This is a genomic window from uncultured Streptococcus sp. (genome assembly GCF_901875575.1).
In the GTDB taxonomy this organism is placed as follows: Bacteria; Bacillota; Bacilli; order Lactobacillales; family Streptococcaceae; genus Streptococcus.
In genome coordinates this window covers 65,033-80,025 of sequence record NZ_CABFMF010000011.1, presented here as the reverse complement: position 1 = coordinate 80,025, position 14,993 = coordinate 65,033, and the positions used below count along the sequence as shown (strand labels likewise).

The 14,993-nt window shown below is 37.1% G+C and carries 16 protein-coding genes; 2 read left to right on the top strand and 14 right to left on the bottom strand.

All coding sequences use genetic code 11. From position 1 onward, the window contains the following. Positions 1-65: 65 nt before the first annotated feature. The 3 genes from QZ114_RS02980 to QZ114_RS02970 are packed head-to-tail and all read right to left on the bottom strand — an operon-like array spanning position 66 to position 2,463. Positions 66-788 carry an ABC transporter permease gene (locus QZ114_RS02980; protein ID WP_295500252.1) on the bottom strand — a complete coding sequence of 241 codons (723 nt, stop codon included), beginning with the start codon at positions 786-788 and terminating at the stop codon, positions 66-68. A 6-nt stretch (positions 789-794) separates the two neighbouring features. Next, the gene (locus QZ114_RS02975; RefSeq protein ID WP_295499569.1) at positions 795-1,523 is read right to left on the bottom strand and encodes an ABC transporter permease; all 729 of its coding nucleotides are present in this window, start codon (positions 1,521-1,523) and stop codon (positions 795-797) included. A 4-nt stretch (positions 1,524-1,527) separates the two neighbouring features. Next, positions 1,528-2,463: an ABC transporter ATP-binding protein gene (locus QZ114_RS02970; RefSeq protein WP_295499567.1), complete on the bottom strand. Its 936-nt coding sequence runs from the start codon at positions 2,461-2,463 to the stop codon at positions 1,528-1,530. Positions 2,464-2,992: 529 nt separating this feature from the next. Here QZ114_RS02970 and QZ114_RS02965 point away from each other — a divergent pair. Further along, positions 2,993-3,853: a helix-turn-helix domain-containing protein gene (locus tag QZ114_RS02965; protein ID WP_295499565.1), complete on the top strand. Its 861-nt coding sequence runs from the start codon at positions 2,993-2,995 to the stop codon at positions 3,851-3,853. 76 nt (positions 3,854-3,929) lie between these two features. Here QZ114_RS02965 and QZ114_RS02960 read toward each other — a convergent pair whose 3' ends face one another. After that, on the bottom strand, positions 3,930-4,190 hold the full coding sequence (locus QZ114_RS02960; protein ID WP_295500248.1) for a DUF5966 family protein: 261 nt from the start codon (positions 4,188-4,190) through the stop codon (positions 3,930-3,932). 142 nt (positions 4,191-4,332) lie between these two features. On the opposite strand from QZ114_RS02960, the gene QZ114_RS02955 reads away from it, so the two are divergent. Next, a complete protein-coding gene (locus QZ114_RS02955) occupies positions 4,333-4,425 on the top strand; it encodes a type I toxin-antitoxin system Fst family toxin (protein ID WP_000970294.1) in 93 nt (30 codons plus the stop codon). 580 nt (positions 4,426-5,005) lie between these two features. Here the strand turns inward: QZ114_RS02955 and QZ114_RS02950 are convergent. From QZ114_RS02950 to QZ114_RS02905, 10 genes are all read right to left on the bottom strand, one after another. Next, positions 5,006-5,422, bottom strand: a complete 417-nt coding sequence (locus tag QZ114_RS02950) for a GNAT family N-acetyltransferase (protein WP_295499562.1) — start codon at positions 5,420-5,422, stop codon at positions 5,006-5,008. An 11-nt stretch (positions 5,423-5,433) separates the two neighbouring features. Continuing rightward, the gene (locus tag QZ114_RS02945) at positions 5,434-6,126 is read right to left on the bottom strand and encodes a GNAT family N-acetyltransferase (RefSeq protein WP_295499560.1); all 693 of its coding nucleotides are present in this window, start codon (positions 6,124-6,126) and stop codon (positions 5,434-5,436) included. A gap of 94 nt (positions 6,127-6,220) precedes the next feature. Next, positions 6,221-6,640 carry a DUF3021 domain-containing protein gene (locus QZ114_RS02940; protein ID WP_295499558.1) on the bottom strand — a complete coding sequence of 140 codons (420 nt, stop codon included), beginning with the start codon at positions 6,638-6,640 and terminating at the stop codon, positions 6,221-6,223. Positions 6,641-6,649: 9 nt separating this feature from the next. Continuing rightward, positions 6,650-7,105 (bottom strand): LytTR family DNA-binding domain-containing protein, encoded by a 456-nt coding sequence (locus tag QZ114_RS02935; RefSeq protein ID WP_261021415.1) that lies wholly within the window; start codon positions 7,103-7,105, stop codon positions 6,650-6,652. 18 nt (positions 7,106-7,123) lie between these two features. Continuing rightward, a complete protein-coding gene (locus tag QZ114_RS02930; protein ID WP_295499556.1) occupies positions 7,124-7,966 on the bottom strand; it encodes an ABC transporter permease in 843 nt (280 codons plus the stop codon). Continuing rightward, positions 7,966-8,832: an ABC transporter ATP-binding protein gene (locus QZ114_RS02925; RefSeq protein WP_295499555.1), complete on the bottom strand. Its 867-nt coding sequence runs from the start codon at positions 8,830-8,832 to the stop codon at positions 7,966-7,968. Before QZ114_RS02925 ends, QZ114_RS02930 begins: the two co-directional genes overlap by 1 nt. Before the next feature lie 670 nt (positions 8,833-9,502). Continuing rightward, positions 9,503-10,735: an acyl-CoA thioesterase/BAAT N-terminal domain-containing protein gene (locus QZ114_RS02920; RefSeq protein WP_295499554.1), complete on the bottom strand. Its 1,233-nt coding sequence runs from the start codon at positions 10,733-10,735 to the stop codon at positions 9,503-9,505. 56 nt (positions 10,736-10,791) lie between these two features. Beyond that, positions 10,792-11,247, bottom strand: coding sequence for a MarR family winged helix-turn-helix transcriptional regulator (locus tag QZ114_RS02915; protein WP_295499553.1), 456 nt, complete (start codon positions 11,245-11,247; stop codon positions 10,792-10,794). Between the two features lie 161 nt (positions 11,248-11,408). Further along, on the bottom strand, positions 11,409-13,910 hold the full coding sequence (gene leuS, locus QZ114_RS02910) for a leucine--tRNA ligase (protein ID WP_295499552.1): 2,502 nt from the start codon (positions 13,908-13,910) through the stop codon (positions 11,409-11,411). A gap of 156 nt (positions 13,911-14,066) precedes the next feature. Further along, positions 14,067-14,759: a histidine phosphatase family protein gene (locus QZ114_RS02905; RefSeq protein ID WP_295499551.1), complete on the bottom strand. Its 693-nt coding sequence runs from the start codon at positions 14,757-14,759 to the stop codon at positions 14,067-14,069. Between the last annotated feature and the right edge of the window lie 234 nt (positions 14,760-14,993).

Here is a 14,993-nt window from a genome sequence, read left to right as displayed (position 1 = left end):
TCCTTAATTCCTCTCCATTATCCCACAGTTCACACATTTTGTCAAAGATCTACATTCTCAGCTTGTCATTTATAAGCAAAAATAATGTTCATCATGCGTTTATCTGCCAACAAATAATAGAGACATGCCAGCAAGGTAACCAACCAAATGGCATATACAGAAACTGTTAAAACCGTGAATTCCTCCATGATGATTAGTAGTAAATTTGCCAGATAATACCGCCCAACAACCGTTGTTAAAGCAAACAAACCTGCAAATGACAATAAAAAGGCAAGTGGTAGGGCAAGGATAAGTTCCTTCCGATATTTTCCTAAGAAGAGGACAATAATACCAGCAGACAGTGTATAAGCAAAAGCAATTGCTCCATAAACAAGTCCCCAAGATAACATTGCAAGACTAGAGAAAGCAAAATCACCATCCATTAACTCTAGGACCAGCATAGCCAAAAAAGTGAATTCACTGACTAGTAGATTAATCAACAAGGCAAGCATAAACTTCGCTTGGAGTAATTGTTTCAAATCGACAGGAATCAATCGGAGGTTTAAAATCGTTTTAGACACTTGTTCTATTCTTATCAAATCCACTAAAATCATACTCGCAAAAGGGAGGAGAAAATAGTAGTTCAAAAAGAAGAAACCATTTTCTACATACCAGCCATTCACACTACCGTACGAATGCCCTTGATAAATCTGATGACCAATCATAAACTCTAACAAAAAGAGCAGGATGGCTACAAAGGGAATCATATACAGTATCTTTCGCCTTCTTAGTTTAGTCAATTCTAGCATCAACATTTATTCATCCACCTTTCTTAACCAAGATTTAATGGACAAGAAAGACAAAACAAGTAAAGATAAACCTAGTACAACAATCGATAAGATAGCTGGCTGTTGAAGCACCACTCCTTCTCTGTTTCCTTCCCAGATTAAACTGTTAGCACTTGTTACTGGACTGATATTCGGACTCGTCCTTGCTAAAAAAAATGACACTAAAACATACATGACGCCGACCAAATTTCCAACTATCTCCTTGCCTCTTACTTTTATCATGACCAAAGCAACTAAAGGAAATACTCCCATGGGAATTAAGACACCACTACTCATACAAAGATAGAAGAATCTTAATAATAAAGACAAACTGACTGTTGAAGAAAAGCGAGATAGTAGTGCAAATAAGGAAACCGAAATATAGGTGAATAACATGATACACAGAGCGTTGATTTCAATATACAAAATCTTAGCCCAGAATGTCTTCATCAGATTTGCTGAAGCGAGTTTTAAGTTGTTCATGATGCGATAGCGATATTCTACACCAAATGCCTGTATTGTATAGGAAACACAATACAAAGGGAGAATCAAAAAGTTTAAATAAGACAAAGAAAATTTATAGACAAAGGGAAAGGAGTCAAACAAGCCTCTCGCATCATTTACATAATAACAGATGAGAGCTAGGTAGAGGGAAACAACACCATATACGACAAAATTCAGTTTTTGATGCCTTTGTTTGAGAAATTCAATCTTCACTAAATCAAGCAATTCCCTCACCTCCTGTTACTCGCTTAAAATAATCCTCTAAACTTTCATTGCTTTTATAAGAATATTCTTTTAGAACTATTCCGTTGTCTTTTAAGGCGTTAGATACGACCGCAATATCAAAATTAGGTGATTCTCCCTGAAGTTCAAGTTCTATATCCGAAAGAATACTGATCTGTTCTTGCAGATTTATCCTGCAAAGCACTTCCTTAGCTTGAGAAGCATCCGAAACAATTAGGTGGATTTTCCTTTTCTCTGCACCATCTATTAATTCCTGCATAGTCTTTTCAGCCATAAGGTGGGTATCATGCAGTATCCCAACTCTATCTACAAGCTTTTCAAGTTCTGAAATAATGTGACTGGATATTAAAATCGAAATGCCATGATTGGTACTGAGTTCCTTTAGATAACGGCGCATTTCAAGGATACCAATAGGATCCAAACCATTTGTTGGTTCATCTAATATCAGAATTTTCGGCTGGTGCATAATAGCGTTAGCAATTGCCAACCTTTGCTTCATTCCCAGAGAATACTGCTTGAATAGTTTTTTATTTTCCCCATCTAATCCTACTACTTGTAAAGCTTGCTCTACCTGTTTTAGCGAAATTCCTCTCAATCTTGCAAAAATAGAGAGATTTTCAGGTCCCGTTAAATTAGGATAAAAAGAAGCACTGTCCAATACCACACCGATTTGAGATAGCAAGTCCTTAGAAAATTCCCCCAACAGTTTTTCAGATAGAATATCCACTTCACCACTATCCATCGCTGTCAAGCCTAAAATAGCCTTGATAAAGGTTGTCTTTCCAGCACCATTTCTTCCTAGTAAGCCATAGATTTCTCCCTGTCTTAATGTAAAATCTATCCTATCTAAGACAATTTTCCCATCATAGGATTTTGATAAATTAAATGTCTGTATTACTGGATTTCTCATTTTCACTCTCCTCCGAACATTCATACACCCACATTAAGAGATATAATAGAGTAGTTCCTGTATAACTAGTTATATGATAGGCTAATAGGGTATATCAAGCTTACAATCCCCCCTTTAAGTCCTTCAAACTGTTCCACGATCTGTTACTTCACAAAAAGTTTAATAAATCAATCCGCTAGCACAGGATCAACTTCACTAGTTGTTGCAGCTTGTTGTATAACTCTCTAACCCCAGATATATTGTGATTGATTTACAGGTTCCCTAAAAAGAAACCGCTTCTAATAATCCTAAAAAGGACAATATCAAAATGATTTTACGAAACTTCGCTAAAATACTCATATTAACCACCTTTTTCTTAACTTTACACTTGTAAGTGTACTACTTTAAATATTCTTTGTCAATAAAAACATATTCTTTTAGTAATCTTTTTTTTATTTTATTTCTTTATGACTATTTTATGTTGAAAAGTTGAAAAATAGAGATTAAAAGTATATAATTAATCGTAAATTTATTTAAAGAAGGTTTAAAGATGAGCATATTATCTGATAAACTAAAAGCCAAGAGAAAAGAAAAAGGATTCTCACAAAAAACGCTTTCCGAAGGAATTTGTGAGCAAAGCCAAATCAGCAAAATAGAACGTGGCAACTATATGCCTGCTGCTGATTTACTCTATAAACTTGCAAATCGGCTTCAAGTTCCCTTAGATTATTTTTTCGATGAACAGATTGAAATGACTTCCAATATAGCACCGTTTAAGAAATTAGCAGAAAAATTACTTGAAGATCGTAATTACGAGGATTTAGAATACCTCTTAAACTTAGAAAAAGAAAAGTATCAGTATCTGTCTACTGAGGATGAATTTTATCTTCTATGGATTCAAGCGATTATCCTTTTCTACTTACATGATTCTAAAGATGAAGCTATCGCCAGTCTAGAAAACGCTTTGCCAAAGCTTTCGGTCAGCTCATCTGTGTATCTTAAACTCCTCAATACTTTATCTAATTTTTATTTTTCTGTAGGACGTGATACAGAATACGAAGAAAATAACTCACTTCTTATCAGTTTGTATCAGGAAAAAGATTTAAACCACCAAGAGTATTTATTTGGTTATATTCGAGTTAAACATAATTTTGCCTATTATTTACACTCTAAAGGGAAGGAATTAGAAGCCGTCCAAGAAGCCTTAGAAACCATTGACTTTTGTAAACAAAAAGAGACCAGCTATCAGCTAGCACCTCTTTTAACTATTGTTGCAAATGCCGGAAAAGATTTTTTAAAGCATGATGAAATTCTTGACTATTATTTACAGGCTCGTGATATCTGTAAAATATACGAGCACAAGCTCATGATGGCTAAGATTGATCATTTTTTGAAAGATAAGGATAGGTGACTTCAATCGTAATAAGTTATAATTACCAATTAGATAAAAAAATGGAGAAGAACCATTAGAGTTTTCTCCATTTTATTCATCTTATCTTCCACTTATACCCTGCCCAGCCTGCCAAGACAAGCAAAGCAAGGTTAAAGATGATAAAGAAAGTCGTAAAACCAAATAATCCATTCTGTGCCAAATCTTCCGTGTAAAGTTCAGTCTCTGTAAAGAACAGATAAATTCCATAGACTTCTACGAAAATAAGAAAACTGACAAAACCAATCAGGAAAAGTCCACTGGCAATAATAAAGAGTCTCCATAAAAGAATGAGAATCCCTCCTACTACTAAAAAAATTACTGGGAGAAGAAGTAAATAAGCTCTAACTTCCTCCTTTCCAAATGTAAAAGCACTCTATCCTACTGAGAGAGTAGAATATTTTATGATATCATATTGTTCGGCACTTCTACACCGCCTACGAAAGGAGGTGAGATAGCCCATGATGGAACTAATCCTTAAAACTATCATCGGACCGATTGTAGTCGGTGTCATCCTTCGCTTAGTCGATAAATGGCTAAACAAAGATAGATAGTGTCAAAAAAGACCCCAAGCTTAATGTGGAAGTTAGCTTGGGGTCCTTTCTAGTCCATGATATAGAACTAATCCTTAATTCCTCTCCATTATCCCATAGTTCACAAAATTTGTCAAAGGTTTATATCTTCATCAACTCAGCTTCTCCAACTTTAGAATCTGTCCAATAAAGTTTATAAGATTAAGTAAAAGTTATCGAAAAATGATTTTTAGAATAGTCCCAAAAAGCCTGAAATAGAGACAAAAAACTCCACCTGATTGGGTGGAGTTAAGGGAGATTATTATGAAAAAGAAAAGTTTAGAATTTTATTAAATAAAGTTAGGAGGTCTTTATTTAATAACTACATAATACATGACGAAGCTTAAAACTAGCTTAACTTTTCTCAAATTCTAGCATTTTTTAAAAATTTCTATCAGCATCACCTCACCCCACAAAAAGTCACCTGATTAGGTGACTTCATTAGGAGATTATGATGAAAAAAAGTTTTAGGATTTCATTAAATAAAGTTAGGAGGTCTTTATTTAATGACTATATGATACTAGACCATCCTTAAACTTTGCTTAAGAAAAAACAAGTTTTGTTATTTTTCTCGATTCGCCCAAGTCATCCCTATACAATTATAGGTGGATAAGATTTCAAAGCCCATAGAACGATAGAATTCCAAAGTTCTTTCTGTCTGTTCTGTTACCAGCTGGACTTGATAGGTATCTTTGTAATCCTCTAAAGCCTCTTTCATTAGGGCACTACCAATCCCTTGACGCTGACAGATTGGTAAAACGATTAAATCCTGAACCAATACTGATGAGAATCCATCTCCAACCAAACGAATCAAACCCACCACAGCATCACCATCAAATGCCAGATAAATTACTAATGAATGAGACAAGGCCTGCTCCAGCATCAGAGGTTGATTTGTATAATTTGTCCAACCGACAGCCTGATAGAGATGCAAAACATCCTCTAGCTTGACAATTTCTTGCTTTTTAATAGTAATCATCTCAACACCTCTTAAAACTCTCTCAAGCTCTTGTACTGTCGTCCATTTTTATCAAAATTTTCAGGACGCAACCATGTTTCCAAACGAGCTTTGACTTTGGGCCAGTCCTTATCGATCATAGACATCCAATCCGTATCTCTGGTGCGACCTTTATAGATAACAGCTTGGCGGAAGGTTCCCTCGTAGATAAAGCCCAAACGTTCTGCTGCTTTTCTAGAAGGTAGATTTAGTGCATCACATTTCCACTCATAACGGCGATAGTTGAGCTCTTCAAAGACATAACGGGCTAATAAAAACTGGGCTTCTGTCCCCATTCTTGTGTGCTTGAGAGTCGGAGAAAAGGTCACTGCTCCAACTTCAATAGCGCGATTGGCTTGGTCAATGCGCATGAGAGAAAAAGTACCCAGAGCTTTACCAGTTGATTTATCGATAATCGCGTAGTAAAAGCGATCCTTTCGCTCAATCATCTGCTTCAAAGCTACCATTAACTCTTCTAGATTAGCCACAGGTGGTTGAAAAAGGTAGGTCCACATCTCACGAGGACTATCTGGGCCATAAACAGCTAATAAATCCTCTGCATGCTTTTCCACCGATAGAGCTTCTATAATCGTATATCTCCCTTCTATTCGTACAAGTGAAGGCAAAACTCCAGGTGTATCATCTACAGGTTCACCAATCATCTGACCATATTCATTTACTGGCATCTTTCTTCTCCTTGTTTTACGCTGAAAATAGTATACCACAAATTGTTCTCTTTGGAAACTAGAACTGGCTTAAAACTTCATCCTCAACACTATATTAGTGACCCGCTTTCTGTCTTTTATCCTCTAAGGCTTGATTAATTCGTTGGGTGAGTTTGTGAGTCCGCCAAATTTGATACAGCCATATCAATCCATAAATTAACAAGAAAAAGAACCAAAGCAAAGGGCTCCACAAGGCTACACCCCAGCCAAAAATTAGAGAGGTCAATACTAAAATAGTAGCTGTCACTAATAAATGAACTCCAACACGCATACTAAAAGCAAGAAACTCTAGCTTTTCAAGTATTAAAGTCAATACCCCCATAATTCCACCCATTAAAAACAGAGCTAGAATATTTTTTGCCATTGGTGCAGGATAGGTAATGCTTGGATAACACTGAGCTAATAACATCATACTCAAATAAAAGAAGGAAGCCGTACGCATTCCCGATACAAAATAATCAATTAATCGTTTCATGATTTTCTCCTATAAACCTAGATAATTCATTAAGGACTTGACGTATTTCCTACTCACACTAGATTTGATACCCCGAGTCATTTTAGCCATCATGTTCCCTGAAAAGCTATCCGATAATGACTCTAAATGGTCAATGTTTATGATTGAATGACGTGATATCTGTATAAAGTTACGCCGATTAATCCGATTCTGAAAATTTATCAATGTTTCCTTAGTTTTATAAATCCCATCTACCGTATAAATGGTCAACAAGTTCTTATCGATATCTGCTAGAATAAGATCCTCAATTTTCACCATAACCAGATGATCATCCGTTCGAATAGGAATGGCCACCTGATTGGTCGTTGAAAATTGTTCTAAATACTCCATGATTTCCCTTGCTTGGTCGGTTAACTGAGCTGCTTGAATTACAATATGTGGGTCCTTTTCTGAAAACTCTGCCTTCATTTCAAAACGAATCTTCATTTTCTCTCCAATATACTTTTATTTTCTCTTGCTAAATACTTTAACAAATAAAAGCCAAAGAAGAATAGCGACGAGACTGATAATAACCACTATAAAGTATGTCTCTTCCTTTGTCAATAGTTCTTGCCAGTTGATTTGGATTCCCATTTTTTCTTGAAATTCCTTTAACAATCTGCTATTTCCTGTAAATGCGGTCTCTAATGGTTCTTTCATTAAAATTTGTCGATAAAGAGAAGCAATATAAGTTGCAGGGGTACACTTCATGATAATCTGTGCAAAATCAGGTAAAACTCCAATAGGGACATAAGTTCCTACTAAAAATCCAGAAGCAGTTCCCACTATAGTTGCCAGTTTGCCAAGACTATATACAGATTGAAAACGATAAATCAAGAGAATATTTATCAAACTTGAAAGCAGACTACTTAACAACATAATCAAAGCAATTTCCGGTAAATGACTGATAACTGGACTCTCTTTAAAATAAAGCCCCATAACAGCAAACATAAACACCTGCATGACAAAAGAAATGGCAATACTACTGATTAGATAGGACACCTGTAAACCCCAGATACCTAAATCTGTCAAGAAGAGATCTTGATCCACTTGATTTTCACGATCCTGTACCATTTGTATAAGAGCCGTAAAACTGGTTGTAATCCCAGTCACAGCCAAGGTCCCACCCATCAGCCAGTTATTTAAAAGGTTCGTATTATCAGGGAGTTGGGACCAAGCATCCATCAAGTTCTTCTGCAAAAAAATGATATAAAGGAGGAAGGAAATCAATGCCCCCAATAATGAGAAAAATACTCCTGAACGATTACGAAAATATAAGATAAAATTCCGTTTCAATAAAGCTAACATTAGCGAACCTCTCTTCCTGTAAGTGCAATAAAGGCATCATCCATAGTACCTGGACGAAACTCAAAAGAATCAATTTCTTCTCGTACTTTTGCCAAATATTCAATAGCTTCCAGTGATGTCCTTGGATAAAAAAGATATTCCAACTCATTTTCTTCCTTTACTGTCATTCCAGTCTGTAGCAACTTTTCTAAATCCTTCATTTCTTTAAAACGAATTTTTAGAATATTAGATGCATACTGACTTTTAATAGCCGTCGCAGAACCTTGCGCAATCACTTTCCCATGATCAACGATATAAATCTGATCCGCTTCATCCGCTTCATCCAGATAATGAGTCGTTAAGATAATAGTCATCCCTTCATCCTTTTGTAGTCGAGACAGTAAATCCCAAATGGCTTTGCGAGTCTGAATATCTAGACCTGTCGTTGGTTCATCTAAGAAAAGAATATCTGGCTGTGAAAGAAGAGCACGCGCAATATCAACCCTACGTTTTTGCCCACCTGACAAAGTCCCATATAGTTGCTTCTGGAAAGCAGTCAAACCCAGTTGATGAATCAAATCATCCACACGACTTGCTGCAATCTCCTTATACTGTTGAGCACGAATCGTAAGATTTTCCCTAACTGTCAACATCTCATCTAGTACACTAGCTTGAAAAACAACTCCGATTTTCGTATTTGGCGCATATCGAATCTGACCTTTTGTCGGCTTTTTCAAACCGATTAGCATGGAAATGGTGGTTGATTTTCCTGCACCATTGGGACCCAAAATAGCATTAAAACTCCCTTTTTCAAACTCTAACTGAATATCTTCAACAGCCATATGATCGCCGTACCGTTTAGTCAAATGTTTAGCTTGTAAAATCATATTTAGTTCCTCCTCTTTACCTCACCAGTTTAACAAAAAGAATGAAAGAAAAATCGACTTTTGAGATAAGTGGTTAAAATGAGAGCTTAAGTGGTGAGATGATTAGGGTTAAGTTAAAGTAGAGAAGGCTACAGCCATTTTTCTCCTACCGAATTGCTAAATGAAGCTTAAAAACACCTACAACAAAATGTTATATTTTGAAATATGCGCTATAAAAGAGATGTTTTACCGCATCTGGCCGAAAAATTCAAGAATAGGTAGTATTATTCTCGCCAAATCAAACAATAAAAAATTAACTAGAAATCATGACACACAATCCCTTCTATCAAAATGAAATTGCTGAATATGATATGATTGAATTGGAAGCAAGTAAGTATTTCCCTAAATTTGAAACTTCCATTAGCCAAATTTTTGACGCCAAGTAAATCCATTAGGAAATAATATATGAAAAGAATTTTCAATACAAGCAAAAAACAGCTCTTTTTATCCGAGAAGAGCTGTTCTATTTTATGAAAGAGAAAGTCACTAGTAACTCTTGTACTTCTCTCTACGTTTTTACTGTTTGAGTTCAAATTTCTCTTGTTTGAACAATTGCTTTTGTAGACTGGACTACCAACTAGAACTGTGTTTTTATCTTAGTTGGGACTATTATAGTACGGTTCAGCACTATCTACAAATTTTTCAGATATGTATCAAAATAATTTATCGTGGCAAACCATGAGTCCACACTTTCTTTCATTAATAAGCGCCAATCTTTTCGATAACGATGATTCGGTTGATAAGCAATCGTCAACATATGCCCTGTTTCATGGTATTTTTTAAACAAAATGGATTCCCCTTTATAATGTGAAATGATATCATCTATCGCGGATGATGCATTCCATATTTCATCAACATCGCTTCCTAGTAATAATAAAGGAGAGGCAATTTTACTCACATCAATCTGAGCCCTACTATCTTCAGGAATATGTTTTCCAAAAAACTTGTTTAACAAATAATTTCCTAACTGAAATTTTTGATAAGGAAGTTCCTTTTGTAAATATGTCCAAGAAGATGAATGAGAGTTGAGTTTTCCCTTTATTCCCTCAAATATTACATTTGAGGGGGAATTGAGTACCAAACATCGCACATCTTCCAAAATACTTTGTCCAGCCAGAACAAGCTCTGCTCCTTTAGAGCGACCATATATTCCTATTTTTGTATTATCAACTTGAGGATGATGATATAGAAAATCTTTCGCCTCCTCCAGACATTCTATTGGAATTCGTTCTAAATTTGGGGGTAATCCCTCTAAACCAAAATAAGCTATCGCAAGACAAATATAGCCTCTTGAAGATAAAAGTTGGGCAATATTCTGAGCTTTTTCAATTCTTCCCTCACTACCGCTAACAATAATCACGGCTGGCGCCCTTCTTAACTTTTCATCATAAAATAATCGACCTTGAAAATGCTTGTCATAGATATCTTGATATCTTACTCCTAGATTCATATAACGCCTTACGAAACTTTGCTCCGCGACCACATCTTTCCCCAGCTTGATTTTAATTTCAACACCAAAACAATCTCGTAATGGGATTCTATCAAGAGAACTCGGTAATCTCCTTTTCCTATTCTTCAACGGTTTCGCATTAAAGAATAATCCCATTTCTGAAACCCCTTTATAAGATCCCGAAATAGATGTTGTCTGAGAGGTATCAATCATACCGTCCTGATCAGATAAAAAAATTGCGGTTGATTTCCATATAACATCATGATCTAAAAGCAAGGGAGCATTTATACAGTAATAATCAGACAGGTACATTTCTACACAATACATTGCCCTTGGTTCTAAACCATTGATAGCAATATAAAAAGATTCATCCGCTAAATCTGTTTGTGAAATCAGTTCTATGTTTACAGTCATATCTTCTCCTTTTTGTTAATTTACTTAACAATTATATTTAAAATTTACCGCGACTTTTACCACGGTAATTCTCCCCACACCTTTTCAATATCATCCATCAATTTCACAACTGTTTGAAGTTCCCCCTCGCTATAGTTGTTTAAAACTGAAAAGATTGATTTTTCAATATGTGCTTGTTGCTCCTTATGGATTTTAAAAACTTCGATGCCTTTTTCAGATAATCTCAAATATTTATTTTTCCCATTATTCGGATCAAAATCAAAAACAACTAAATTTTTTTGAATCAATCTTCTAACACTTTGAGTTATTGCACTTCTCGAAACTTCTAATAGTTCAGATAATTTTACTAGATTTAAGGGCTGATTTTTCCCAATCACAACAATCAAATGTACCTCATTCAACGTAATGGATTTGTCAGTACTAATTTTATGTTGATTTTTTTTTAACTGTTCAAATGCTAAAATAAATCTATTGAAACGATTATTAAATACAATAAATTCTTTTTTATCCATAATCTCTCTTCTTTGTTAATTATATTAACAAAACAAAAACTTCCTGTCAAATAAAAATCCCCCAGATTCTACTCTGAAGGATTCCTATCTTATTTCGAAACGGTATTGACGAGTTCATTTAGCTCAAACAGTTTGAAGTTTGAAACCAGCAAATAAATTGGTTACTTCGTTACAATATTAACGAGTTTATTCGGTACCGCAATTACTTTTACGATGTCCTTACCGTCAATTTCTGCTTTAACCTTTTCATCTGCTAGAGCAATTTCTTGTAATTCTTCGCGTGATAGTTCTTTAGCTACCATGAGTTTAGCACGGACTTTTCCTTTGATTTGGACAACGATTTCGATTTCGTCTTCAACTAATTTGCTTTCATCCCAAGTTGGCCAAGCTACATAAGAGATAGATTCTCCTGTTGCTGCAACTGTTTGCCAGAGTTCTTCTGCCAAGTGAGGTGCAAATGGTGCAATCAACTGAACAAAGCCTTTGGCGTAGTCTACATAAAGTTTGTCTTCCTTGTTAGCAGCGTTGACAAAGACCATAAGTTGGGCAATAGCTGTGTTGAATTTGAGGGACTCAATTTGCTCAGTAACAGCTTTGACTGTTTCATTGTAAACCTTGTCCAGAGCGCCATTGTTTTCTGCAACAATTTCCTTACTTGTAATCAAGCGGTAAACACGATCAAGGAATTTACGGCTTCCTTCCAGACCTTCTTCTGACCAAGCGATTGAAGCATCAAGTGGTCCCATGAACATTTCATAGACACGAAGGGTATCGGCACCGTATTGTTCCACCACGTCATCTGGGTTGACAACGTTCTTGAGCGATTTAGACATCTTGGCTGGCGCTTGCTCCAACTCTTCTCCTGTTTCCACATGGAAGAAGGAACCGTCACGTTTTTCAACCTTATCAGTCGCTACAAGAGCTCCACGGTGGTCACGGTAGCTTGTTCCCAAAATCATTCCTTGGTTAAAGAGTTTTTGGAAAGGTTCTTTAGTCGGAACAACACCGAGGTCATAGAGGAATTTGTGCCAGAAACGAGCATAAAGCAAGTGAAGAACGGCATGCTCTGCTCCACCAACATAGATATCCACTGGCAACCATTGTTTGAGGAGATCCTCGTCAGCTAATTTCTCAGTATTGTGTGGGTCAATATAGCGGAGGTAGTACCAGCTTGAACCTGCCCATTGTGGCATAGTATTGGTTTCGCGACGACCTTTGACACCATCTTCACGAGTCACTTCAAGCCAATCTGTCAAGTTAGCTAGTGGACTTTCACCAGTACCTGAAGGACGGATATCCTTGGTTACAGGCAAGACAAGTGGCAATTCACTTTCAGGAACAGCTGTTGAAGTTCCGTCTTCCCAATGAATGATTGGAATTGGTTCACCCCAGTAACGTTGACGGCTAAAGAGCCAGTCGCGGAGACGGTAGGTAACCTTCTCTTGTCCACAGTCTTTTTCTTCCAACCAAGCCACAATCTTGGCAATAGCGTCTTCTTTGTTCAGTCCATCTAGGAAGTCTGAATTGACATGAAGACCATCCTCTGTGTAGGCAGCTTCTGCTACGTTTCCACCTTCAAGGACTTCTACGATTGGAAGGGCAAATTGTTTGGCAAATTCCCAGTCACGTTGGTCGTGGGCTGGAACAGCCATTACTGCACCTGTACCATAGCTAGCAAGGACGTAATCCGCAATCCAGATTGGAATTTCCTTACCATTGACAGGGTTAACGGCATAAGCACCAGTCCAAACTCCTGTTTTTTCTTTAGCAAGGTCTGTACGAGCCAGGTCAGACTTGAGGCTAGCTTGGTGTTTGTAGTTTGCTACAGCCTCTGCTTGCTCTGAACTTGTGATAGCATCTACCAATTCATGCTCAGGAGCCAAAACAGTGAAAGTCGCACCGAAAAGGGTGTCCGGACGAGTGGTAAAGACTGTAAATTCCTTGTCTGTTCCTTTTACTTTGAAAGTTACATTTGCACCAGTTGATTTCCCTATCCAGTTGCGTTGCATGTCCTTGATAGACTCTGGCCAATCTAGTTCATCTAAGTCATTGAGCAAGCGCTCTGCGTAGGCCGTGATTTTGAGCATCCATTGGCGCATTGGCTTGCGGACAACTGGATAGCCTCCACGCTCAGAAGTTCCATCAGGAAGGACCTCTTCGTTGGCGATGGCTGTTCCCAATTCTTCAACCCAGTTTACTGGCACTTCCGCTTCATAGGCCAAGCCTTTTTCGTAAAGCTTAGTGAAAATCCATTGAGTCCATTTGTAGTAGTTTGGATCTGTTGTGTTGACTTCACGATCCCAGTCGTAAGAAAATCCAAGCGCATTGATTTGGCGTTTGAAGTTAGCAATGTTCTCAGCTGTAAATTCTGCTGGGTCATTACCAGTATCCATAGCATATTGCTCTGCAGGCAAACCAAAAGCATCCCAACCCATTGGGTGAAGGACATTGTAGCCTTGCGCACGTTTGTAACGGCTGAGGATATCGGTTGCAGTATAACCTTCTGGGTGTCCTACGTGCAGACCCGCTCCAGATGGATAAGGGAACATATCAAGAGCATAAAACTTCGGTTTTGATGCATCTGTCCCTGTCTTAAATGTATGATGTTCTGCCCAGTAGCCCTGCCACTTAGGCTCAATTTCTTTATGATTGTAAAAACTCATGGTCTCTCTCCAATTTTGTGATGTTACTATTATACCATTTTTAGGGGATTTTGAAAGATGAGAAATGTTCTTTTGTCCCCACTTACCAAGAAAAACTAGCCCTCCAAACTCTCCCATTTCCCAACTAAAAATAGCTCCTATACGGAGCTACCTCTATTATTTCTTGTTTTCTTTCATCTTCTGCTGTCCTAATTCCCGGTAACGACGATCACCGACGATTTCAACAGTAAATTGATCATCTTCATATTCAAGGATAGTCACACTACCATTATCTAGACCATGAGGATGCATACCATTGATAAGGTAAACCATAGTTCCAATAGTCATCCCATGGCTGACAACAAGTGCATTTCCTCCTCCTTCTTCTTCCATTTCTTTTGCAATAGATTCAAATCCTTGCCTAATACGACTACTCAGTTTTTCCCAACCTTCAGCCCAACCAGCCGTATCAACCTCTACTAAACCTTCTGCTAGTTCTGCATAAGACAACTGATGAACATGATCCACTTTAAAAACACGGGGAATAACTCCCATGAAAAGTTCTCCATCATAGGCTCCATCAAAACTTCCAAAACACCATTCTCGGATTCGCTTGTCCATCCTATAAGGGATTTTCCCTTGTAAGCCTAGTTCTTCCAATATAATTCCCATAGTCTGGATCGTACGACCTGAATCACTGGAATAAGCTCTTTCAAACTTCAAACCAGACTCTCGTAAGCCAATCCCTAACTCTTGGATTCCTAATTCACCTTCAGTAGTCAATGGAGTATCACTCCAACCTTGCGCACGACCAAGTGTATTAAACATGGTCTTACCATGACGTACCAAATACAATCGTACTTTTACCATTTTCCCGTCCTCCATCTGCTTCTATTATATCATGCTTCAAAGAAATATTCGTATTTTAGAGGTCATACTGTTCCCACCAATTTCTACAAAAGAAAAGCTACCTTTATGGCAGCTTCCTTAGGAAATTATTATGAAAAGTTTAGGATTTCTATTAAATAAAGTTAGGAGGTCTTTATTTAATGATTATAGTATACACAGTCATCCTTAAATTGAACTTAAAGTCTCTCATATTTT

Bases quoted from the DNA above. Each gene is read 5' to 3' on its own strand.
- QZ114_RS02980 (WP_295500252.1), bottom strand. From the start codon at position 788: ATGCTAGAATTGACTAAACTAAGAAGGCGAAAGATACTGTATATGATT.
- QZ114_RS02970 (WP_295499567.1), bottom strand. From the start codon at position 2,463: ATGAGAAATCCAGTAATACAGACATTTAATTTATCAAAATCCTATGAT.
- QZ114_RS02965 (WP_295499565.1), top strand. From the start codon at position 2,993: ATGAGCATATTATCTGATAAACTAAAAGCCAAGAGAAAAGAAAAAGGA.
- QZ114_RS02955 (WP_000970294.1), top strand. From the start codon at position 4,333: ATGATGGAACTAATCCTTAAAACTATCATCGGACCGATTGTAGTCGGT.
- QZ114_RS02950 (WP_295499562.1), bottom strand. From the start codon at position 5,422: ATGATTACTATTAAAAAGCAAGAAATTGTCAAGCTAGAGGATGTTTTG.
- QZ114_RS02945 (WP_295499560.1), bottom strand. From the start codon at position 6,126: ATGCCAGTAAATGAATATGGTCAGATGATTGGTGAACCTGTAGATGAT.
- QZ114_RS02940 (WP_295499558.1), bottom strand. From the start codon at position 6,640: ATGAAACGATTAATTGATTATTTTGTATCGGGAATGCGTACGGCTTCC.
- QZ114_RS02935 (WP_261021415.1), bottom strand. From the start codon at position 7,105: ATGAAGATTCGTTTTGAAATGAAGGCAGAGTTTTCAGAAAAGGACCCA.
- QZ114_RS02930 (WP_295499556.1), bottom strand. From the start codon at position 7,966: ATGTTAGCTTTATTGAAACGGAATTTTATCTTATATTTTCGTAATCGT.
- QZ114_RS02925 (WP_295499555.1), bottom strand. From the start codon at position 8,832: ATGATTTTACAAGCTAAACATTTGACTAAACGGTACGGCGATCATATG.
- QZ114_RS02920 (WP_295499554.1), bottom strand. From the start codon at position 10,735: ATGACTGTAAACATAGAACTGATTTCACAAACAGATTTAGCGGATGAA.
- QZ114_RS02915 (WP_295499553.1), bottom strand. From the start codon at position 11,247: ATGGATAAAAAAGAATTTATTGTATTTAATAATCGTTTCAATAGATTT.
- leuS (WP_295499552.1), bottom strand. From the start codon at position 13,910: ATGAGTTTTTACAATCATAAAGAAATTGAGCCTAAGTGGCAGGGCTAC.
- QZ114_RS02905 (WP_295499551.1), bottom strand. From the start codon at position 14,759: ATGGTAAAAGTACGATTGTATTTGGTACGTCATGGTAAGACCATGTTT.